Below are 20,775 nucleotides of genomic sequence, written 5' to 3'. Positions count from 1 at the left end.
TTCCTGCTTTCCTGCTTTCCTGCTTTCCTGCTTTCCTCGATACTTTTAATCATCACTATCAAACAATAAATTAAATTGGCTATGGTTGTTAATAGTGGCAGTGCTATCTTAATCTGTATTGATAAGTGCGCATAGGAGCGCCAGAGAATGCGGTTAACGCGACGAGGATGGAATAACGTTATCATCATTGGGGTTTTGGCTTTTATCGCCGTCATACAACTACCAGAGCTTCTTCGTACTCGGTTAGCAACGACAGCACCATCGATAGTATCGTCAACCGTCATCCCCTTATTTACCTCAGATCGCGTTCTCCTGCAGCTGATTTTACCTCAGGTGACGTTACAGCACTCAGAGGCTGGTTGGCAGAGTCAACCACCGATAGCGGTTGATATCGCTACTTTTATTGCTCACTGGCAAACATTGCAGGGCACGAAAGTCACGGCGAAGCAGCTATTAGCATTAAAAAAACAGTTATTAATTCCATATACTATTGAAGCGTGGTTGGTTGGTTATTCGCAACCGCAACGGATCACTGCGTATCAATTAGCGCATTTTTGGTTATTGAATAATGGCGCTGGACAATGGCTCGCTGTAACTGTTGACTCTGATTTTCTCTTTCCGCCATTATCTTCAAAACGATAATAATTATTGGAGCAAGATAAAGATGCCTGAATTACCGGAAGTTGAAGTGACTCGCATGGGGATCACACCGCACGTTGTTGGACAAACAGTGACTAAAATCATTATTCGTAATGCAAGATTACGCTGGCCAATTCCTGATGCGATTAAAAATATTGAAGGGCAGGTGATCCGCAAGGTTGTCCGCCGCGCCAAATATTTATTATTAGAAACTGATATCGGCTACGCCATTGTTCATCTTGGTATGTCAGGCAGTTTACGTATTTTGCCCGCAGGCTCTGTGGTAGAGAAGCATGATCACGTTGATGTGGTATTAGCCAGTGGAGAAATACTGCGTTATAACGATCCTCGGCGCTTTGGGGCATGGTTATGGCAGCAGGCAGGTGAAAGCCATGCTGTTCTCGATAAAATGGGACCAGAGCCATTGAGCGACGATTTTGATGCGGATTATTTGGTTGCAAAGGCTAAAGGTAAGCGTAAAGCGATTAAATTATTGATTATGGATAATCATGTTGTGGTCGGGGTCGGTAATATTTATGCCAATGAATCGTTATTTACCGCAGGAATTGATCCCCAATGTCCTGCAGGTAAGGTCTTACCACAAAAATTACAGTTATTGGTCGATGAAATTAAAGTAGTACTCAAAAAAGCGATTGCTCAAGGTGGGACAACCTTAAAAGACTTTAAAAATGCTGACGGTAAACCGGGGTATTTTGCGCAAGAATTACAAGTTTACGGCAAAGGCGGTCAACCGTGCCCGCGCTGTGGTGAAATTTTAACGGATATTAAGCTCGGTCAACGCACCACTGTTTTTTGTGATAAGTGTCAGCGTTGAGTGAGTTATTTATTCGATTTTGATTAATAGCGGGTTCATTTTTTTTGAGCAACAACCCTTAGATATATTGTTACTATGAAGCATAATTTTTATAAAAATAAACAGTATTTTATAAATACATTAAGGGCTGAAAAATGAAATATTTAGTAACAGGGGTTGCTGGCTTTATCGGTAGTGCGGTTACGGAGCGTTTATGTGCTCAAGGCCATCAAGTGGTGGGTATCGATAACCTTAATGATTATTATGAGGTCGCACTTAAACATGCACGTTTAAAGCGTATTAGTCATCCTGATTTTACATTTATTGAAATGGATCTTGCGGATAGAGATGCGATTGCGAATTTGTTTGCTGAACAAAAATTTAATCGCGTGATCCATTTAGGTGGTCAAGCAGGCGTACGTTATTCAATTGATAATCCAATGGCTTATGGTGATAGTAACTTAATTGGCTATTTGACTATTCTTGAAGGTTGTCGTCATAACAAAGTTGAGCACCTGGTTTATGCGTCATCAAGTTCTGTGTACGGCTTAAATCAAAAAATGCCATTTGATACTGCTGATAGTGTTGATCACCCAGTATCATTGTATGCTGCGGCCAAAAAAGCCAATGAATTGATGGCGCACAGCTATTCACACCTTTACGGTATTCCAACCACAGGCCTACGTTTCTTTACGGTATATGGTCCGTGGGGGCGTCCTGATATGGCATTGTTTAAATTTACTAATGCCATCATGGAAGGCAAAGAAATTGATATTTATAACAATGGCGATATGAGCCGTGATTTCACCTATATCGATGATATTGTTGAAGGTGTGATGCGGATTCAGGATGTGATCCCACAACCTAATCCTGAGTGGACAGTAGAAACCGGCTCACCAGCAACCAGCTCTGCGCCATACCGTATTTATAATATTGGTCATGGTAGCCCTGTTAAATTAATGGATTATGTTGAAGCCTTGGAAGAAGCATTAGGCATTGAAGCGAAGAAAAACTTTATGCCAATGCAGCCGGGTGATGTTTACATGACGTATGCCGATACTGATGATTTATTTGCCGCTACTGGTTATAAGCCTGCGGTTGAAGTAAAACAAGGTGTGCAGGCTTTTGTTGACTGGTACCGTGAGTACTATAATCAGTAATTGTAAAAAGACCTTAATTAGGTCTTTTTATTTATTCCATTGTCACAAAAAAACCTTTTCTGTTTATTGTTTTTGTTTGAATGGTTTTTCACCGTTAGGGTTGCGTTTATTCATTTGGTGATCAATGTGAAATTGTCGGCATCGACCGATAGTACCCATAGCGGTTAAGCCTAATTTATCTAGGCGATATAAAAGATCTGTATTTTCATATCCCCAACCTTCAAAATCTTTATCAAAGCTATTTATCTTAAATAATGCTTTTTCTGATATTGCCATATTTGAGCCAAATTGAGAAAGGATTGGTTTGGCTTGAGTTATAGGCTTCAGGATTAGATTTGGATAATTAATAACTTGCTCAACTTTTGAAATATCACCTGTTATAGACTTAAGTAATAGCCAAAGAATATTGGATAATTTAGTTATAGATAAAATACGTTGACGGAACTCTTCTGACAGATCTTTCTTTATATAAGCTCTGACGCCAATAATAACTGTAGTTTCTGAAGCTACATTTTTATGATCTGAAATTTGGTACTGGAATACAGTCGCTATCTGTAAAATGATGTAATCATCAATACTTGTTTCTATTGCTCGATTAAGAATTTTAGCTTTTATAAAACCCTTATATTCATGCCAAATATGTCGAATAGCTAAGTTCTTCTGTTGGAATTTTTTAATTAAGCCAGCCACTTCATGTGTAGAACCATCATCAGCTATACATAATGAAAAGTTATGATTAATTTGATATAGATAGCCCTCTAAAACTAGTTCTAGATCACGTACATTATTGTATGTACTTATGATGAATTCTATTTTTATGTTTAATATCAACAGCCTATTGGGTGGTTATTGCTTGTTTTATTGGGTTTGATCTGAAATTCTAACAAAATAATCAGTATACAGTAAGGATTATATACCTTAAATAAATGTTATTTTATTATGTATTTATATAATAGTTATTACTTAAATAGAAAATTGACTGTATTATTATGCTTTATTTGTATGTGGAAATGTAGTGCCAAATGAGCGTTATTTTACATATTCATGACCAATCCCTTCCTCCTGTAAATTCTAGTGGTGGTTCAAATCGATTAATTGATTGGCTTGCGGTTGAGCAAGCTAAACAAGGACACAAAGTGTATACGATGTCTCCTATTGGTTCTGATACCGAATTTTATAAACATATTAAGTTGTCATTGCCATGCACATTTGAAGAATTATGTGCTGTAATTCCTGATGATGTTGAATATATTGAACATCATGGTGGGATTGACGGTTCTGTTATTGAGAAGATGTTCAGGCGGTATCCTGGCACTATTCAAGTATGCCATGCTGGCAAGCATGAGGGGAAAAATAATGTATTCATCTCAAAAAATCATGCTAAATGTCAGGGTGGTGAAGTTGTTGCTTATAACGGAGTACCTGTAGACGATTATATTTTTAGTAAAGATAAAGACAGCTACCTACTTTTTCTTGCTAAAGTTAAACGCAGTAAAAAAGGTGTGGATACTGCGATAAAAGTGGCTAAAAAAGTTAACATACCGTTAATTGTCGCTGGTGGACGTAGATTAGCCAACCCTGAAACGTGGTTTAACTGGCATCCTATAATCAAACCAGTAGGGTATATTAATGGTACTGATAAATTTGAATTAATTAGTAAGGCAAAGGCTTTACTTGTCCCTATTCAATGGGAAGAGCCTTTTGGACTAACGATAGTAGAAGCTATGCTATCAGGCACTCCGGTTATTGCTTTTAATCGAGGTGCAATGCCTGAGCTTATTATTGATGGAGAAACTGGTTTTCTCTGTGAAAATGAAGTTGAGATGATTAATGCAATAAAAAAGCTAGATCAAATTAGCCCTATTAAGTGTCGTGAGCATGCAATTAAGTATTTTTCTGCAACACAGATGTATTTACGACATTTTGAGTTATTAGAACAAGCAAAAACGAATTCATGGTGATTGTAATAAAAAGGCGCATTTAGCGCCTTTTTATTAGTTAGACTTTAAATTTAGCAAGTAATGCTTTGGTGATCAGAGGATCAACAAACTGACTCACATCCCCTTTATGTAACGCCACTTCTTTGACAATGGTCGAAGAAATAAAAGAATTTTCTTCTGCAGGTGTTAAAAATACCGTTTCGAGCTCAGGCATCAAGCGGCGATTCATATTTGCCAGTTGAAATTCATATTCAAAATCGGACACCGCACGTAAGCCTCGTACTAAAATATTAGCATTGTGCTCTTTGGCAAAATTGACTAATAATCCTGAAAAGCCAACAATCTCAACATTAGATAAATGGACTGTAATTTGTTGAGCCAGTTCAACCCGTTCCTCTAAAGTGAATAATGGTTTTTTGCTGGGATTAAAAGCCACGCCAACGATAACATGATCAAACATTGCAGCAGCACGCTCGATGAGATCAAGATGACCGTTAGTGATTGGATCAAAAGTGCCGGGATAGATAACACGAGTTGTCATAATGGGTTACTTATTTTGTTTAAGATAAAGGCCAAGATACTTATTGAGTACATATTGCATATTAATACAGGCAATAATAAAGCCATGCTTGCCATCAAGAAAGCCGCATTTAATAAAATAGGTACGTATAAAGCTAAACAATGCATGTCCAATTGCTGAGGCTACAGAGGTTTTTTTTCCTTGTAGATGTTTTTCTTTTGCCCATAATTCAGCATATTGAGATTGTTTCTTTTGAAACTCAAAGAAATTTTCAAAGGTATAATGTTCTAAATTTCCCGCTATTTTTATAATTTGGCAGTTAGGAGGAACAATAACAGATTCATGTACTTGGACATCATTATAGTGGGTGTCTTGTAGGCGGTATAAACGCACGATCCAATCAGGATGCCAGCCAGAGTGGCGGATGAATTTACCGAATGCAGTACTGAGACGATTAACGCTATAAACCACATTATGTTGATTATCTTGCAATACATTTAGAATAGATTGTTTTAGTTCAGGTGTAACTCGTTCATCGGCATCGAGCCATAACACATAATCACTGTTGATGTATTGTTGCGCTAGTTGGCGTTGTTGGCCAAACCCCGGCCACTGTGTGTTGACATAAAATTTGTCAGTATAGTGACGGGCAATGGTTTCTGTTGCATCAGTACTGCCTGAATCGAGAATAATAATTTCATCTACCCAGTCTTTAATCGTATCTAGACACGCAGCAAGATGCTTAGCTTCATTCTTAACAATCAATGCAACCCCAAGTGTTGGTTTGTTTGCTGATATATTCATATATTTTCCTTGGAAGCTAATGGCATTGCTGAAGATAGAATGAGATCAAGTTTTTCTCTTACCATCGCAACACTAATTTTAGGCATAATATCACTGCCCTTTACTCGTGCTCCCCATGGTAACTCGTCTAATGGTTTGCCGTAATGTTGTTCAGCGACTTGCTGGTAAACACTGACAGTATATGGCAGTGATAAATATGGCCCAGTACGAGCTGGATTACTATGACCATAGAGGCCAATGACAGGCGTATTTTGGGTGGTAGCTAAATGGGCTGGGCCTGAATCTGGTGCTAACACAATGGTTGCAGCACGTAATAACGCAGTAAGTTGTAATAATGTTGTTTTGCCAATTAAATTGATAATTGGTGCGTTACTGAGGCTAATAATGTGTTGGCCTAATTGCTGTTCACGATCACTGGGTGAGCCACAAAGTATAATTGCTAAGTCTTTGGTTGCTGCATAATCAGCAATAGCCGCATAACGATCAGGAAGCCAATTACGTTCATCTTTACTGGCGGCGGGTGAGATCACTAATGTTGGTTGGTGGATATATTGCTCAGCAACACTGTTATCTGCAACAGTTAGTGGAATGTTCCATTCTGGGGTGGTGAATGGCACCCCAATATAACGTGCAAAGTCCGCCATATTATCGAGCACATGGACACTGTTAGTATTAGGTAAGTGTTTATTAGTAAACAGCCATTGGCCTTCTTTGGTGCGGTTTTTACTAAACCCGACACGGTACTTAGCTTTAATACCTAAAGATAGTACACTTGCACGTAGAGCGACTTGCATATCCAATAGCGCATCAAAACGTTGTGATTTCAGTTGTTGCCAAACCTGTTTAATGCCATGCCAACCGGCTTTTTTATCAAAACTGATCACCTTAATATTGGGTAATGCATTGACTAATTGTGCTTCAACTTTACCGACAACCCAAGTGATTTCAGTGGTTGGCCACTGGCGTTGGATAGCTTGGACGACAGCAATCGCATGGCAAACGTCACCAATAGCAGACAAGCGTAAGATACAAATTGAACGTGGTGGCGTTGAGAACAGAGCCATGGGGTTACCTTATTAAAAGTGGTTAGTGAATTATGCCGCTAGCCATTGAAATTGTAAAATATTCAACAATAAATGCGAGAGAGGCTGTAGTGCAGGAAATTATCAGTAACAACCAGGCCATTTGGTTTGATAGCGATTATCTAAGTGCAGATCCGCATGGTTGCTTTGATATTGAGTATTGGCGTCAGCGTGATGCAGTTATTGGTTCTGCCAAAGGGCGTGGCACAACGTGGTTTGTTGCCGATGAAAAATTGGAAATGGCGTTACGGCATTATCACCGTGGTGGGCTGTTTGCTAAAGTGAACAATGATAGTTATTGGTTTACGGATTGGAATACAACCCGCAGCGGTGCTGAATTAGCATTGTTAAAATTATTACGTGATGGTGGGGTGAATGTACCGCGTCCTATTGCAGCGAGAGCCATTAAAAAAGGCATGGTCTATAAAGCCGATATTTTGGTTGAGAAAATAGCCAACAGTCATGATTTAGTCGCACTGCTACAAAGCCAAACATTAGCCGCGACAGTGTGGCGTGATATTGGTGAAATGATCGGTAAGATGCATGATTTGCAAGTGTGTCACACTGATTTAAATGCCCACAATATTTTATTAGATGAAGGTCAGCAACCGTGGCTGATTGATTTTGATAAGTGTGATTGTCGTGAGGGCGATGATTGGAAAGTGGATAATCTGACACGTTTAAAGCGCTCTTTTCTCAAAGAAGTCGATAAACGTGCGATTAAATGGGGTGAAGATGATTGGAGTGCTTTGTGTGATGGTTATGCGCACAAAAGTCAGCTTCGTATTACTATCGGTTAATGATAATTAGTGGTTAATTAATCATTAGCTAAGTAACAATGAATGTTAGCGATGGTTTTATTCACTGCGCCTTGGTTTTCAATCACTATCTTTTGTCCTTGTGCACCCATGTATTGTTGATGCTCGGGATCATTAAATAATGTCACCAGTTGCTGTGCGAGCTGGTGGCTATTTTGACAAATTTCAATCGCACCTGCGGCTAATAGTTGTTGAGTGATATCTTCAAAATTATAAAAACTAGGGCCTGTAATTGCGGGTTTTACAACCGCGGCTGGCTCTAATAGGTTATGCCCCCCGACCTTTTCTCCGACTAAACTTCCCCCCATAAACGTCACATCAGCTGTCGCTAGCATGACTAACATCTCTCCCATTGTATCAGCGAGATATAGCTGAGTGTTCGCTTTGATTGGGCTAGAGGTTGTACGGCGATGGACCGTTAATCCACGTTCTATTGCTAGTTTGGCAACGCTATCAAACCGTTGCGGGTGGCGAGGCACAATAATTACCATCGCATCAGGATACTGTTGAAGCACTGCTTGATAAGCATCGAGTACTTGCTCATCTTCCCCTTGATGGGTACTAGCAGCAACAAAAATCGGGCGCTCTATGCCAAGTTGTTTACGTAAGTGATGTGCTTGCTCAAAAACGGTATCCGCAATCGTAATGTCGTATTTGATTGAGCCGGTAACTGCAATTTGATGTTGTTGCGCACCAATGTCTATAAAGCGTTGAGCATCATCATTATGTAAACACAATATTTTATCTATTTTATTGAGCAATTGATGAGTAAAGAAACTAAACGATTGATAGCGTTTGGCAGAGCGCTCAGATAAGCGGGCATTAACAATGACTGTTGGAATTTTTTGGTGGTGAATACACGTTAAGGTATTGAGCCATAATTCTTTTTCAACGATAAGAAATAATTTTGGCTTAATAGATTTTATAAACCCACGCACGCACCATCCAAAATCAATCGGCATATAACGATGCTCAACTAATTCACCCAATTTAGCCACTTGTTCAGCGCCAGTGCTAGTGGTGGTCGTTACTATAATGGCTTGTTCAGGATAAGCTTGTTTTAGTGCCTTAATAACGGGCACGATCGCAATTGCTTCTCCGACTGATGCGGCATGAATCCAAATTGGCTGCCCAGTTGCGAGTAATGGTGGTGTGCAACCAAAATGCTCTTTCCAGCGTGAACCAAAAGCAGGCTTTCCTGGTTTGGTACGGTAAAGCCCCCACAATAATATGGGAGCTGCTAAAGTTAATAGTAGGGTATATAGCGTTCGAATCATGATGCTTGCAAACGATTAATTGCAGTAATGACCTGTTGTGGTGATATTTCTGTCATGCATTTATTATGCTTCAAAGGACATTCACGCTTAAAGCAAGGTCGACATTCAATATCGGTGTGCAAAATGGCTTTTTTGTCGGTGAGTGGTGGGGTGTAATTTGGTGTCGTTGGGCCATAAAGAGCAACAACATTACATTGCACAGCAGCTGCAACATGCATTAAGCCTGAATCATTACCGATAACCGTTGAACATGATGCTAGCAGATCGATAACATCAGTGAGTGACGTCTTACCAGCTAAATTATGACAGTATTGTTGGGCACTAGTTGATAAAGATTGTTCGATTTGAACGGTCAATGTTTTTTCATTGTCTGAGCCAAATAATAGAATATTACAACCAGCTTCTATAAGCGTTTTAGCCACTGATGCGTAATGATCAATAGGCCAGCATTTGGCTGAACCGTAAGCCGCGCCAGGACAGAGTGCAATTGAGGTGCGGGTTTGGTTAATGTTGAATTTTTCAAGCACTTGCTGTTGATTTTGAGTGTCAATAGTCAGCGTAGGGAAAGGCATGTCAGTTAGGCAACCTGAACCTGTCATCGCTGAACTTGGGTGAGCTAAAGCAATATAACGTTCAATCATTAAATTAAATGATTTTTTGTTGTTACGTAAATCATTAAGTAGACCATAACGCATTTCACCTTTCCACCCGGTACGAGTTGGGATATTTGCGAAAAAGGGAATAAGTGCTGATTTGGCTGAGTTTGGTAAAATATAAGCGTGATCGTAGTTATCATCACGTAATATTTTACCTAGTTGGTAGCGAGCAAAAAAATTGAAATCACCATGGCCAAGAGGCATTTCAATGACTTTGTTTATTTCAGGCATGCGAGCCAATACGGTTTTACACCAGCCAGGTGCCATTACATCAATGATACAGTCAGGGTGCTGTTTTTTTAATTCAATATAGAGGCATTGCGACATTACCATGTCGCCAATCCATGATGGACCGATGATTAAAATTTTAGTCATAAATAATTTACCGGATTAAGGTTTTCAGGCTGTGTGATGGGTGTGAGTTAATTACTGATTTAAAAAATCGAGATACTCTTGGGGAACACCACAAAAAATCACTTGCTCGCGATCTATCTGATGATAATGGATTTCTTTACCTTCGTGGATCAGAAGATTGTACAGTGGGGCGACATAAAGTTCGCCTTTTTCCCATTCAGTTATTGGCCGAGAAATATAGTTATTATAGGCATAATGGAAGTCATTGATATCTGTAAAATAATAAAGACCAGTGCAGCAAAGGTTTGATATTGATCTTTTTTCTGCTGTTTCTATAACTTGTGTCGAGCCTACTTGTGCCGGTTTAGCAAATGACCAATTATCACCACTACCTTCAAATACTTCTAAGTAACCATCACCTAATAACGTCAGATCGGGATAGTTAAAATGTGGGCGGAAGGTATCAATATTAAAAATAGTAATTGGACCTTGATAGTCAATGTCAGCAAGGCCAAGGGCTACAGTTTCCGCCTGACCGCGAGTTTCTTGAGTAAGAACAGTAATATGAAACTGCTTGATACCAAGAGCTGCAATACGTGCTTCAACAAATTGACGAGTGTGGTAAACATCTCGAATAATAAACACAAATAACTCTATTTCAAATAACGCCTCAAAGCTTTTTACTGCATGATCAAATAAACTTTGATTGTGAGCTTCTAGCATGTATTTGGGTTGAGTATAGCCAGCATTAAAAAAACGCGAGCTTAATCCTGCCATTGGAATAACGATCATAAAGTATGTTCTACCATTAGTTGGTGAAGGCGGAATGCATTAGCCATCAAAGCATCTTGACGACGAGGGTCATCGGCATGGAGAGGCAACATTGATAAGAATAATTGAATTTGCATTGCATATAAATTCACTGCTGATAGGTGAAATTTATCATTTACTAAATCAATGAAAATTTGTTGATTTTCTTGATGTTGTTCGAAACCAGCAACGCTAAAGTTTATCGTGTTATCGGTAATGTCAACATGATAATAGCCCGCAATAATCCAGTCATATAACCCTAGAATTGAGTGACTTAATTTGGCTAAATCATAACGAATATCACCAAATAATGTCATTGTGCCATCAGGTGTCATTCCGCGAGGATCAATGGTTTTTATACGATTGGTTCTAAAGTCATATAAAATATTACTAAAACAAAAATCACCATGCATGATAGTTGCAACCGCCGCAGGCTTGGGGAGGTATTGATGACTGTCAGTGACCAATTGTTGTAATGAAATATGGTCTTGATTGTTATAACACCACGTTGTCGTTAAACAAAAATCACGTTCTTGGCAAAAATCATTGAGACGTTGTGATGTTTTTTCACCAAATAATTGTTGCAATGATGCCGCTGGTTGATCATTCGGCTGTAAATGCTGCTGGCATGTAGTTAAAAAAGATAAACTACTATTAATGATTTGATACCATATAACAGAAGGTAAATTAGCAAAAACGAACAGTTCATTCAGAGCTGTGTGGTGAAGGTACTCAAGACGATAGCTGAAAATACCTTGTTCCTCATAGTGACCCATATATTGAGGAATATAATTACGCATCATTGGTGGTAAATGCTCAAACCAATTCGCTTCAGCCTGAATTTTTAATTCATTGATACTGCTTTTTTCACACCATTCGGGTGATATTTTTAATTGGTTAAAAGCGCGTTGGGTAGTGAACTTCGCTTTTGAACGATAATAAGTGTTTACATGGCCAAAATCGAGCCAGTTAGTAGTACGAACAGTGGTTAAACCTATCTGTTGGTTGTAGCGATTTAAGCCTTCAAGAAAGTCCCAATGGCTTTGGGTTATACAACGAAGAAGTTGGCGTGGTTGACTGAAGTGAAAATGGCCACTAACAACATTATTTTTAGTATGATCAAGATCGTTATCAACGTTCTGAATCCAATGATGTTTGTTATTTGTTACAGCTGACCAATTGTAGCTATCTTCTACTTGAGAGACCGTAATTGAGTTTTCAATGGTAGGTAGCGGTGAAATTAGCGTATCGCCAAACAATACTTCAAGGCTGGTATTGATTGGTTTGTCGATAAGATTTAATGCAATAACCAGTGAAGCCCCTAGCGATATATTATCTGGAATCGAGAGTACAGTAACTTTGTGTTGCTGAAGCCATTTGGCATCGATTTCTGGTAAATCATAAGATTCAGGTAAGCTAAGGTAAAGTGCTTTTCCTTTAGGTGCCGCAGCGATTTGATGTTGAAATAAGCGGCGGTTTCCAAGTGGTAATAAACTGGGTGGTATATTGCCAAATTCAGATTTTAAATCCTGATCAACATAGGCTGCTGACATAATCAAGAACACTTTATTTTTTCCTTATCAAGTAAGCTGTTGATTTCATCCACTGAAAGTGAGGCAAATTCAGAAGGGCGAATCGCACGATCGTCAATGTAGAAACCGTCATGGCCACACCAAGGCTTACCAACGATGATTTCATCATAAGGTACGCTATGTTTCTCGAGCCATTCTACAATAATTGGTAAGGTATGAATGTTTATTTTTCCAATATTGCCTTCATAAGTACGCATATTACGAGCTGTGAAAATAGTAATACTAAATCCTTGCTGTTGGTATTCTCTTAGTTTTTTTATGACATCCATGTTAGGTGAAACAAGTCGATAATCAGTGGTATTTGCTGTTGTTAGTGTTCCATCTAGATCGATAACCAGTTTTTTCATGATGTGTTATGTACCTTTTTATAAGTTTATTTTCCGTATTATTAACGGCAACAGTAAAACTTCAACACAATTATGTTGGTAATTTTTTAATTTTATCATCATTTAAATAGATGCAAATTATAATAACTAAAGATACCAATGTTAACTAGGATACCTAGTTGTTATCAGTTAAAATATAATTCACTCTTGAGCGAGGTATTTAATACGTAGTGATATGTGGTGATTAATTAAAGAGTATTAAACAGTGGATTGGTAATGAATAACAAACAAGAGATAAGCCCTAAAGATGTAACTGTTGTGGTTCAAGGGCCAGTTCAAACTTTTAGTGATAGAGAGCAAGAGTTAGGGATCACCCAAAAGTGCTTGAGCTCTGTACGTCAATTTTTACCGGGAGCAAAGATAATCCTATCGACTTGGCACAATCAAGATCTTACCGATTTAGATTATGACCAGTTAGTATTATGTGATGATCCTGGAACCAATATACGTGCTTATAATGTAGATGGTACACCACAAACGTTTAATAATAATCGTCAAATCATCTCAACTCTGAGTGGGTTACATCATGTTACAACACCTTATACGATGAAGTTACGTAGTGACAATTATTTGATTTCTGATACGTTTCTTGATTTGCAGCAAGATTTTCCAAAGCGATGTGAGCAAGCTCGTTTTTTCAATGAAAAAGTTGTAGTGATTAATACCTTTACTCGACGTTATGCAAAGGGATCACCCGTCGTTTTTCATATGAGTGATTTTTTCTATTTTGGTCGAACAGAGGATGTTATTGCTTGTTGGAATATGCCCTTAATTGAGGATTTTATTGCGACCAAGGACTGTCCTTATAATATGGGTTTTCCTGATTATTCAATTGATTGTACCCAGATGTTATTTATTCGAGCAATGCAAAAATTTGATCCGAGTTTTTCTTTAAATGGATTGCTTGATAATAACTTAGAAAAACAACTTTTTTCTGATCGTTGTTTTGCTAATAATTTTGTTATCGCAGATCCACAGCAAGTTGGCATAGGTTTATGTCGTAAATTTGCTGAAAAAGCACGGGTATCAAGAACAAAAGGTAAAGTGGCGCATTGGCAATTTAAAGAGTGGCAGCAACTTTATAAAAAATATTGTGATCCTAGTTTTGAACTTCAATATTCTGTATTTTCTCAATGTAAATTATTTTTACAACGCTGCTTATATGTTTTTCCAGCACGTATTGAAAACAAACGTCGATTACAACAACGACAGAAAAAAGTGGTACTTAATAATAAATGATCCTGCCAGTAATCGTGACAGGATCATAATAGGATTTTTACCATAATTTATTGTTTTAATAAGCGTTCAAAAAATGCCAGATGTTGCTGTGCTGTATTTTCAACAGAAAGCGTAGTGGTTATATAGTGTTGCGCTTTTAATCCCATGATCTTTGCTTCTGTAGCATGGTGATAAATATAGTGAATCTTATCGGCAATCACGTGAGCATTATTAGTTTCAACCACAAATCCACTGACACCATCCTTTACTATTTCAGCATTACCACCCGTAGTTGTAACAATTGAAGGTACAGCCATTGCCATTGCTTCAATGACAGTTTTCGGTAGACCTTCACCACTGACGGAGGGTTGAATTTGTACATTAGCTGCTGCCATTAATTCCGGTACATCCGTGCGGTAGCCAAGAAAGTGAATATTATTAGGGTAAGGCGCTTGTTGGGCTAATTGTTGATTTGCGGCAGTATCAATACCACGCCCTGCCAGTAATAAATGAATATTAGGTTTTTTCTCTAAGTACTGCATTGCTTCTAATAGTATATGTACACCTTTACTTGGACGTGCATTAGCAACACAAATAATAACGAAGTCATCGGCGGCAATATTTAGGGCGCTTAAATCGGCTGCTTGAGTTTGGTACCAGGACAGATTATGGCCTTTGTGAATAGCAACAACATTATTTTTATTGGACCACACCTGTTTAACGACATCCTCTCGTACTTTATCTGCCACACATGAAATACCATTCACGCGTGGATGAAGGTGGGTTAAATACGCGCTAGGATCATGGCGATATAAACCGCCAACGGTTCCTCGGTAAGTCACGAGTTTTGTGGCAGGAAAACCGATACAAGCAAAGGCTGCATTTGGAATGGTCCGTGAATTGGTCGCATAAACGATATCGTATTGGTTTTGTTTAAGCTCATGGCGAAGAAGTTTAATGGTGTCACAGCATATTTTTTTGGTTGGGTATCCATCAATAACTTTAATGCCTTGTTCGTGAAAGCGGGCTACATAATCAGCATTACCTTGAGTTACAACTGTCACTTGATGGCCTTGTTGTGCCATTGCAATGATCATTTCAGCTTCAGGTCTAACGCTGTTCCATGCATCCATGTATGAACTGAATACCATTATTTTCATTGTAGATCTCAATATTTAGTAAGAAGAAGTTGATAAGCGCTTGTAGACATTTTTTATAGGTTACAATACACGAAAACATTATGAAATATTGGTTTGAATTTTTATAGTGTAGATAATTACTTTTTTAAGTAACAGTTAGTTATTACAGATAGTAAAGTCACCACTATTTTTTACTATTGATAAGTACAATGAGTGATTTAAAAGGATATGATGAAAGTACTTCTTATTAGTCTCGCTTCTTCAATAACTAGAAGAAATAATGCAGAGGCGATACTCAAGAGATATGGGATTAGCTATGATATTATTGATGCTGTTGATGGTCGGTTAGGGCTTGATCCCTTTGTTGCAGAGTTATGATGAAAATGGCTTTATTCGTCATCGGGGCCGTAAAGCTTTGGCTGGAGAGTTAGGCCGTTACGCGAGTCATATTTTAGCTTGGCAACAAGTTATTAAATTTGATCAGCCTGTTGTTCTTGAAGATGATTTTATTCTTCGATATGATTTTTGTGCGTTAATTGAAGCGGCTGAATTATGGACAAATAAGCACCATTCTATTCGACTGAGCCATGGAAAACAAAATTTTTTTATTCAGTTGCCTAGCAGAATGAGGTCAAGTTAGTTAAGTTTTTAAAGGTACCTCAATGTATAACCTGCTATTTTATTATACCATAATATGCGCATGAATTTTTGTCAGCAAGCAATAAAATGGTCTTACCTGTAGATGTGTTTATTCGTAATACATATTTGCATCAACAAGCGATTTATGGACTTGATTCGGCACCAGTAAAACCTGGTGGTGATAAACATTCTACGATAGGTTGCCGTAAGCAAAAAAATGATGCAGCCACAAGTAAGAATGAAAAAATTAATACACGATTATATTCTAGTTTCTGATGTGCGTTAGTTAATATAACGTCTCGATAGCTATTATGATTCAAACTGATTTTTAGTGTTGTTATTCATAATTTATATTTATATATTTGCGACGGCTGAACTGTTATATGAATGGTGTAAAAAAAATAAAGGCGGGATGGCGTTTAATCCGTAATAAAGTGAAAGCATTAAAACTTGATATTTATCGAGTGGTATACGATAAGCGCGTACAAGAGATAGATTTTGAATCATCGAAGATCAAATCCGTCTTGCTCTTGCGTTGGGATAATAAGTTAGGTGATGCCATTATGTGCGGTGGCTTCATTAAGGCCTTACGTCAATATCGTCCTGATATTCATATTACCGTTTTAACTGGTGCCACGACAAAGTTATGGTTAGAGAAAGCCGCTCCTGTTGATGACTATATTCTTTATAGTAAAGTACAGAGAAAGAAAATAATTGCCAATAATATAGGTAAGTTTGATTTATTTGTCGATCTTGGTACGAATTGTAGCCATAAAGATTTGTGCCTATCTTCTCAGTTTAAAGCAAAGCATTATCTTGGCTTTAATAAACAACAATATCATTTATTTGATGTTGAAGTTGCATCACAATATGTCCATTTTAAAGATCGATATATTGCCGCCGCCAAACTACTTATATCTCAACCTATTGATGAGCAATGCCAGTTACCTATTGCTGAATTTAGTCAGCAGCTAGTTGCTTTACAGCAATTGATTAATCAATCACAACAAAAGTTTAAACATGTGGTTGGTATTAATTTTTTTGGCTCAAGTAAATATCGTCGTTTTTCATTTGAGCATGCGAAGACGTTGATCTGTAAATGGCGGCGGCAGTTTCCTGATGATTTATTGGTTATTATACCAACGCCTGGAGAAGATAAATTTATTGCGCGTTTAGTCGCGTCAGTAAAAGATGATATGGTTTTGTCACCTGATTTTTCTGCAAGTTTTGAGGTGTCATTGGCTATTATTGATATTGCTGATTTTACCTTTACTCCAGACACAGCTGTGGTACATATGGCATCGGCACTCAATAAGCCAGTGATTGGTGTTTATCGTCACAATATGCAAAATTATGAAGAATGGAAGCCTTTAGGGAAGTATTCGCAGCGTTTGCTTAATCGTAAACCTTTCAGCGATAATGATTGTGTCCATGTACATGAGTTTGACTGGTCGGATTTAGTTTTGGCCCGCGCAACTATCTTAAAGGCATTAGCATGAGAATTGGTTTTTTTTTACGGGATTTGAAAATCGAAGGCGTGCAAGTTGTCGCCTTACGATTAGCTAAAGAATTTATTACCTTAGGGCATCAATGTGACTTTATTTGTTTAGATGCAGAAAAAGAGTTGGAAATAGGAACTGATATAAATGTTCATGTACTTAATATCCCTAAAGAAATAAAATATAAGAAAATAATAAAATATGCGCCAATTTTTTCAAAGTGGTTGTATAAAGAAGATTTAAAGCATAGGTTTGATGCTATTTTATGTGCTCATGGTGATACTATTAATATAGTTTCTGTGCTTGATGATCCTCGTTTTATTATTCAACAGCATAGTTGTGATAAAACAAGTTATGAAAGTAAAAATTATCTTAAAAAAATAAAATATCGTTTAAAGCTATCAAAAAAGGTCAATAAAAAGCATATCATTTGTGTTTCTAAAGGCATGGCTGATTTTATTTCATCAATTACAAGCTCTTACCTGAGTATTACAACTATTTATAATCCATTTGCGATTGATGAAATAAAGAGCTTATCAGAAAAACCACTAGATGAGTTTTTTTTAAAAAATGATTATATTTGCTATGTTGGACGACTAGCAACAGAAAAAAGGCTAGAACTATTAATTAATGCCTATGCTTTAATTAATAAAGAAGTAAAGCTATTAATTATTGGTGATGGTTGTGCTGAGTATAAAGATTCTTTATTAAGGTTGATTAATAAATTAGGCGTTAGTAATAAAGTTTTTATATTGCCATTTTATAATAACCCATTCGCTATAATAAAAAAAGCTAAGGCGTTAATACTGACCTCAGAAACAGAAGGATTTGGTAACGTATTAGTGGAGGCATTAATTTGTCACACACCAATCGTAAGTGTTGATTGCTACTCAGGGCCAGCTGAAATTATGACTGGTCAACTGAGAAACTATTTAGTTAAGGAAGCGGAACCTAAAAATATTGCTAATAAAATTGATGAGTTATTATTAGGTGACGCAGCATTAGATTTTGAAAAGGTATATATTAAATTTGAGTCGACCAAAATTGCTAAACAATATATACGATTGTTTTCTAGCTTTAATTAAGAGAAAGGCACCATAGTTATAATCGGTGCCTTTATTATTTATGCTTTTATTTGGTATGGTTTCTTTAAAAACATATAAATGAAAACCACATATAAGACAAAAACTTGCTTGTGCTCAAGTGGTACATCGGTTAATCCACTAATGACGACACCAAGTGTTAATAGAAGTATCGCTAATTTACTTTCTTTTGAGTATTGTTTCTGAGATATAAGGTAAAAAGGAAACAACAGAAATAGTACTAATAATAATAGACCTATAACGCCATATTTTACTGTTATATCAATAAATTGATTGTGAAAATGTAGTAGCTTTAAGTTGTAAATTTGAGCGCCTATTTTTTTCTCTTGGTATAGTTTTGTCATCGCTGGTTCAAAGTTATTACCAAAACCAGTTATTGGCTTCTGAGGGATAAGTAAGAGACCTGCTTTCCACATGGTTATTCTAGAGCCAGTGTTTGAGATATCATTACCTTGTTCATATTGAGTGAATCCTTGAATCGTATCATGGATAAGACGCTCTCTTGTTGAATATACCCCAATGGTTGTTATAACAACTAAAACGGTAATAATCGTTATTTTTATATTTACAGATGTTTTTGTGGATAAAACATAGAAAAGTAAATATAAAAAAATGACGAAGACAGCAACTAAAACACCTCGTGTATCACATAAAATAAGAGCATAAAAAGATATCAAACTTGATAATATAGAAGTAAAGAGAATTTCTTTTTTTTCTTTATATATAATACCAATCATGATAGCTGCTATCATTAATATTAAACAGCAGGTAGCATACGGAATTGCGTTTAATTGCCATGCAGCTCGGTCTAAATGCAAAACATTCTTTTGCCAAAATGCAAAGCTTGCTGCACAAATACTGCCAATTAATGTGCTATATGCTAATATTTTATTTGTAATAAAATCAGATGGAATAAAAAGAAAATAAAGAATAATACATGAAGTAGAGCGGACATTAATAATGTCAGAGTGGTATATAGCATTATAAATAACAGAGATAAATAACAAAATTATTAGCATATATATGTAGTTGTTATTTTTAATGTTTTTTTTAAATGGTTCTAAACCATAATTGAATAATATTGTAAAAAGAGAAATGAGAGTTAAAATAACTAATATTTTATCACCATTATTAAATACGAATTGTCCACTGACCATCCAAGTAAATGGAAGAATAGTTAATAATAGCGTTAATTTACCTTTTAGCATAAGGGTTCTCATCATTATTTTGACGTGTCTTCAATAAACGTAAAATCCACATGTATTGTTCTGGACGTTGATTAACATACTGTTCAATACATTGATTCATCATCCTTGCATCTTGTTCTTCGGTTTCTGCAGGGAAGGGCAGGGCAGGATAAAAATCCAACTCATACATACCCGTTTCACTGTTGTACATTGCAAATAGCGGCACAATTTTAGCGCGGCTTAATTTTGATAATCGCCCCAATCCAGCCATGGTTGCTTTGGTGGTGCCAAAGAAATCCACAAATACGCTGTGTTCTGGGCCTAAATCTTCATCGGGTAGGTAATACCCTAAATAGCCTTCACGCACTGATTTAATAAACGGTTTAATACCACCACTGCGTTCATAAACACGGCCGCCGTATTGCACTCGTTGGCGATGCATTAGCCAATCTGAAACGGGGTTTTTTTGTTTTTTTGCCATCGCCGATACAGGTAACCCACGCGAAGCAAGTAGTACTGCTGGAATATCAATTGCCCATGTATGCGGTACTAATAAAATTACACTTTGTTGTTGCTCAGTGAGGCTGGTGAGGTTGTCCATACCGCGAATAACCGTATGTTGCTCAAGCCATGTTTTATTACGGACCGAGAGTGAGGCGAAGCCCGATAGAAAACTGCCCGCGGTGATTAAATTTTGCAGTAAAATGTGTTCGCGTTCAGCATCTGATTTTTCAGGGAAGCACATTTTAAGGTTCACGCGTGCACGATGATTAGCACCACTTTTAAGTTTGATAGCTTGCTTTGCAAAAATAGTCGCTAGTGAGCGTCGCGCACCATGAGGCAGTAAGCTCAATAGTGAGGCAATCATAACTGCGAGCCATGTTCCCCAATAACGCGGATGCACAAAAGACCACTCAAACTGAGGGTTGTAGGCTTGCTTGTCGTAATGGTTTTTAGTCATATAAATTACGTCTATCTCACGAAGTTATAGTGTTGGCGAAGATGATGCCACAATGTATTTGAGTGCTTATGACTTAGTTATTATTGCGGTTATCAACATATATTCTACCTTTATTAAACAGTAGAGAAAATGACAACCTACCTAACTATTTGTCTTATGTATCAATATTGATAAGTT

The 20,775-nt window shown here is 37.3% G+C and carries 22 protein-coding genes and 1 pseudogene; 10 read left to right on the top strand and 13 right to left on the bottom strand.

The features are described from left to right. Positions 1-147: 147 nt before the first annotated feature. The 3 genes from BTO21_RS11540 to BTO21_RS11530 all read left to right on the top strand — a co-directional run bounded on the left by BTO21_RS11540 (position 148) and on the right by BTO21_RS11530 (position 2,613). Positions 148-642 carry a hypothetical protein gene (locus tag BTO21_RS11540; protein WP_045031826.1) on the top strand — a complete coding sequence of 165 codons (495 nt, stop codon included), beginning with the start codon at positions 148-150 and terminating at the stop codon, positions 640-642. A 22-nt stretch (positions 643-664) separates the two neighbouring features. After that, complete coding sequence (gene mutM, locus BTO21_RS11535; RefSeq protein ID WP_045031829.1) at positions 665-1,474, top strand: bifunctional DNA-formamidopyrimidine glycosylase/DNA-(apurinic or apyrimidinic site) lyase; 810 nt, start codon at positions 665-667, stop codon at positions 1,472-1,474. Between the two features lie 134 nt (positions 1,475-1,608). After that, complete coding sequence (locus tag BTO21_RS11530) at positions 1,609-2,613, top strand: NAD-dependent epimerase (protein ID WP_045031831.1); 1,005 nt, start codon at positions 1,609-1,611, stop codon at positions 2,611-2,613. Positions 2,614-2,676: 63 nt separating this feature from the next. Here the strand turns inward: BTO21_RS11530 and BTO21_RS20420 are convergent, their stop codons facing one another. Together BTO21_RS20420 and BTO21_RS11525 are read right to left on the bottom strand one after the other, a co-directional pair. Further along, positions 2,677-2,859 (bottom strand): glycosyltransferase family protein, encoded by a 183-nt coding sequence (locus BTO21_RS20420; RefSeq protein WP_420874933.1) that lies wholly within the window; start codon positions 2,857-2,859, stop codon positions 2,677-2,679. Continuing rightward, positions 2,848-3,444: pseudogene (locus BTO21_RS11525) on the bottom strand (glycosyltransferase); the annotation flags it as partial. The pseudogene BTO21_RS11525 and the gene BTO21_RS20420, both read right to left, overlap by 12 nt. A gap of 191 nt (positions 3,445-3,635) precedes the next feature. Between BTO21_RS11525 and BTO21_RS11520 the strand changes: the two are divergent. Next, positions 3,636-4,574 (top strand): glycosyltransferase, encoded by a 939-nt coding sequence (locus BTO21_RS11520; protein ID WP_045031833.1) that lies wholly within the window; start codon positions 3,636-3,638, stop codon positions 4,572-4,574. A 37-nt stretch (positions 4,575-4,611) separates the two neighbouring features. On the opposite strand, the gene coaD is transcribed toward BTO21_RS11520, so the two are convergent. Genes coaD through BTO21_RS11505 form a run of 3 tightly spaced genes read right to left on the bottom strand, consistent with a single transcriptional unit; the run spans position 4,612 to position 6,941 of the window. Next, positions 4,612-5,094, bottom strand: a complete 483-nt coding sequence (coaD, locus tag BTO21_RS11515; protein WP_045031834.1) for a pantetheine-phosphate adenylyltransferase — start codon at positions 5,092-5,094, stop codon at positions 4,612-4,614. 6 nt (positions 5,095-5,100) lie between these two features. Beyond that, the gene (locus BTO21_RS11510; RefSeq protein ID WP_045031836.1) at positions 5,101-5,877 is read right to left on the bottom strand and encodes a glycosyltransferase family 2 protein; all 777 of its coding nucleotides are present in this window, start codon (positions 5,875-5,877) and stop codon (positions 5,101-5,103) included. After that, the gene (locus BTO21_RS11505; RefSeq protein WP_045031839.1) at positions 5,874-6,941 is read right to left on the bottom strand and encodes a glycosyltransferase family 9 protein; all 1,068 of its coding nucleotides are present in this window, start codon (positions 6,939-6,941) and stop codon (positions 5,874-5,876) included. Before BTO21_RS11505 ends, BTO21_RS11510 begins: the two co-directional genes overlap by 4 nt. Positions 6,942-7,030: 89 nt before the next feature. Between BTO21_RS11505 and BTO21_RS11500 the strand changes: the two genes are divergently transcribed. Then, a complete protein-coding gene (locus tag BTO21_RS11500; protein WP_045031852.1) occupies positions 7,031-7,759 on the top strand; it encodes a 3-deoxy-D-manno-octulosonic acid kinase in 729 nt (242 codons plus the stop codon). Positions 7,760-7,776: 17 nt separating this feature from the next. Here BTO21_RS11500 and waaA read toward each other — a convergent pair whose 3' ends face one another. The 5 genes from waaA to BTO21_RS11475 are packed head-to-tail and all read right to left on the bottom strand — an operon-like array spanning position 7,777 to position 12,813. Further along, entirely contained in the window at positions 7,777-9,057 is a 1,281-nt protein-coding gene (waaA, locus tag BTO21_RS11495) for a lipid IV(A) 3-deoxy-D-manno-octulosonic acid transferase (protein WP_045031841.1), read from the bottom strand. After that, positions 9,051-10,085 carry a lipopolysaccharide heptosyltransferase II gene (gene waaF, locus BTO21_RS11490; protein ID WP_045031843.1) on the bottom strand — a complete coding sequence of 345 codons (1,035 nt, stop codon included), beginning with the start codon at positions 10,083-10,085 and terminating at the stop codon, positions 9,051-9,053. Before waaF ends, waaA begins: the two co-directional genes overlap by 7 nt. A gap of 51 nt (positions 10,086-10,136) precedes the next feature. Beyond that, on the bottom strand, positions 10,137-10,856 hold the full coding sequence (locus BTO21_RS11485) for a glycosyltransferase family 2 protein (RefSeq protein ID WP_065194012.1): 720 nt from the start codon (positions 10,854-10,856) through the stop codon (positions 10,137-10,139). Then, the gene (locus BTO21_RS11480) at positions 10,853-12,439 is read right to left on the bottom strand and encodes a capsular biosynthesis protein (RefSeq protein WP_045031847.1); all 1,587 of its coding nucleotides are present in this window, start codon (positions 12,437-12,439) and stop codon (positions 10,853-10,855) included. The genes BTO21_RS11485 and BTO21_RS11480 overlap by 4 nt, the downstream gene beginning before the upstream one ends. Next, positions 12,430-12,813 carry an HAD hydrolase family protein gene (locus BTO21_RS11475; RefSeq protein WP_105026802.1) on the bottom strand — a complete coding sequence of 128 codons (384 nt, stop codon included), beginning with the start codon at positions 12,811-12,813 and terminating at the stop codon, positions 12,430-12,432. The genes BTO21_RS11480 and BTO21_RS11475 overlap by 10 nt, the downstream gene beginning before the upstream one ends. A gap of 255 nt (positions 12,814-13,068) precedes the next feature. Here BTO21_RS11475 and BTO21_RS11470 point away from each other — a divergent pair, with 255 nt between their 5' ends. Further along, entirely contained in the window at positions 13,069-14,091 is a 1,023-nt protein-coding gene (locus BTO21_RS11470; protein WP_170064508.1) for a WavE lipopolysaccharide synthesis family protein, read from the top strand. A gap of 47 nt (positions 14,092-14,138) precedes the next feature. Here the strand turns inward: BTO21_RS11470 and BTO21_RS11465 are convergent, their stop codons facing one another. Beyond that, positions 14,139-15,230 (bottom strand): glycosyltransferase family 4 protein, encoded by a 1,092-nt coding sequence (locus BTO21_RS11465; protein WP_045028871.1) that lies wholly within the window; start codon positions 15,228-15,230, stop codon positions 14,139-14,141. A 343-nt stretch (positions 15,231-15,573) separates the two neighbouring features. Here BTO21_RS11465 and BTO21_RS11460 point away from each other — a divergent pair, with 343 nt between their 5' ends. The 4 genes from BTO21_RS11460 to BTO21_RS11445 all read left to right on the top strand — a co-directional run bounded on the left by BTO21_RS11460 (position 15,574) and on the right by BTO21_RS11445 (position 18,432). Further along, positions 15,574-15,849, top strand: coding sequence for a glycosyltransferase family 25 protein (locus BTO21_RS11460; RefSeq protein WP_170064507.1), 276 nt, complete (start codon positions 15,574-15,576; stop codon positions 15,847-15,849). A gap of 86 nt (positions 15,850-15,935) precedes the next feature. Further along, the gene (locus BTO21_RS11455; protein ID WP_045028875.1) at positions 15,936-16,124 is read left to right on the top strand and encodes a hypothetical protein; all 189 of its coding nucleotides are present in this window, start codon (positions 15,936-15,938) and stop codon (positions 16,122-16,124) included. Positions 16,125-16,231: 107 nt separating this feature from the next. After that, a complete protein-coding gene (locus tag BTO21_RS11450) occupies positions 16,232-17,347 on the top strand; it encodes a glycosyltransferase family 9 protein (RefSeq protein ID WP_045028877.1) in 1,116 nt (371 codons plus the stop codon). Next, positions 17,344-18,432, top strand: a complete 1,089-nt coding sequence (locus BTO21_RS11445; protein ID WP_105026800.1) for a glycosyltransferase — start codon at positions 17,344-17,346, stop codon at positions 18,430-18,432. The genes BTO21_RS11450 and BTO21_RS11445 overlap by 4 nt, the downstream gene beginning before the upstream one ends. Positions 18,433-18,470: 38 nt before the next feature. Here the strand turns inward: BTO21_RS11445 and BTO21_RS11440 are convergent, their stop codons facing one another. After that, complete coding sequence (locus BTO21_RS11440) at positions 18,471-19,658, bottom strand: O-antigen ligase family protein (protein WP_045028881.1); 1,188 nt, start codon at positions 19,656-19,658, stop codon at positions 18,471-18,473. Next, a complete protein-coding gene (gene lpxM, locus BTO21_RS11435) occupies positions 19,645-20,598 on the bottom strand; it encodes a lauroyl-Kdo(2)-lipid IV(A) myristoyltransferase (RefSeq protein ID WP_045028883.1) in 954 nt (317 codons plus the stop codon). Before lpxM ends, BTO21_RS11440 begins: the two co-directional genes overlap by 14 nt. Positions 20,599-20,775: the final 177 nt, after the last annotated feature.

It is taken from the genome of Photobacterium phosphoreum (assembly GCF_002954725.1).
Taxonomy (GTDB): Bacteria; Pseudomonadota; Gammaproteobacteria; order Enterobacterales; family Vibrionaceae; genus Photobacterium; species Photobacterium phosphoreum.
The sequence above is the reverse complement of the archived record's forward strand: the minus strand, read 5'-3'. Positions and strand labels throughout refer to the sequence as shown.

Coding starts and splice junctions, on each gene's coding strand:
- BTO21_RS11455 (WP_045028875.1), top strand. CDS start 15,936: ATGGTCTTACCTGTAGATGTGTTTATTCGTAATACATATTTGCATCAA.
- BTO21_RS11465 (WP_045028871.1), bottom strand. CDS start 15,230: ATGAAAATAATGGTATTCAGTTCATACATGGATGCATGGAACAGCGTT.
- lpxM (WP_045028883.1), bottom strand. CDS start 20,598: ATGACTAAAAACCATTACGACAAGCAAGCCTACAACCCTCAGTTTGAG.
- BTO21_RS11470 (WP_170064508.1), top strand. CDS start 13,069: ATGAATAACAAACAAGAGATAAGCCCTAAAGATGTAACTGTTGTGGTT.
- BTO21_RS11530 (WP_045031831.1), top strand. CDS start 1,609: ATGAAATATTTAGTAACAGGGGTTGCTGGCTTTATCGGTAGTGCGGTT.
- BTO21_RS11440 (WP_045028881.1), bottom strand. CDS start 19,658: ATGCTAAAAGGTAAATTAACGCTATTATTAACTATTCTTCCATTTACT.
- BTO21_RS11450 (WP_045028877.1), top strand. CDS start 16,232: ATGAATGGTGTAAAAAAAATAAAGGCGGGATGGCGTTTAATCCGTAAT.
- BTO21_RS11510 (WP_045031836.1), bottom strand. CDS start 5,877: ATGAATATATCAGCAAACAAACCAACACTTGGGGTTGCATTGATTGTT.
- BTO21_RS11445 (WP_105026800.1), top strand. CDS start 17,344: ATGAGAATTGGTTTTTTTTTACGGGATTTGAAAATCGAAGGCGTGCAA.
- BTO21_RS11520 (WP_045031833.1), top strand. CDS start 3,636: ATGAGCGTTATTTTACATATTCATGACCAATCCCTTCCTCCTGTAAAT.
- mutM (WP_045031829.1), top strand. CDS start 665: ATGCCTGAATTACCGGAAGTTGAAGTGACTCGCATGGGGATCACACCG.
- coaD (WP_045031834.1), bottom strand. CDS start 5,094: ATGACAACTCGTGTTATCTATCCCGGCACTTTTGATCCAATCACTAAC.
- BTO21_RS11505 (WP_045031839.1), bottom strand. CDS start 6,941: ATGGCTCTGTTCTCAACGCCACCACGTTCAATTTGTATCTTACGCTTG.
- BTO21_RS11475 (WP_105026802.1), bottom strand. CDS start 12,813: ATGAAAAAACTGGTTATCGATCTAGATGGAACACTAACAACAGCAAAT.
- waaF (WP_045031843.1), bottom strand. CDS start 10,085: ATGACTAAAATTTTAATCATCGGTCCATCATGGATTGGCGACATGGTA.
- BTO21_RS11485 (WP_065194012.1), bottom strand. CDS start 10,856: ATGATCGTTATTCCAATGGCAGGATTAAGCTCGCGTTTTTTTAATGCT.
- BTO21_RS11540 (WP_045031826.1), top strand. CDS start 148: ATGCGGTTAACGCGACGAGGATGGAATAACGTTATCATCATTGGGGTT.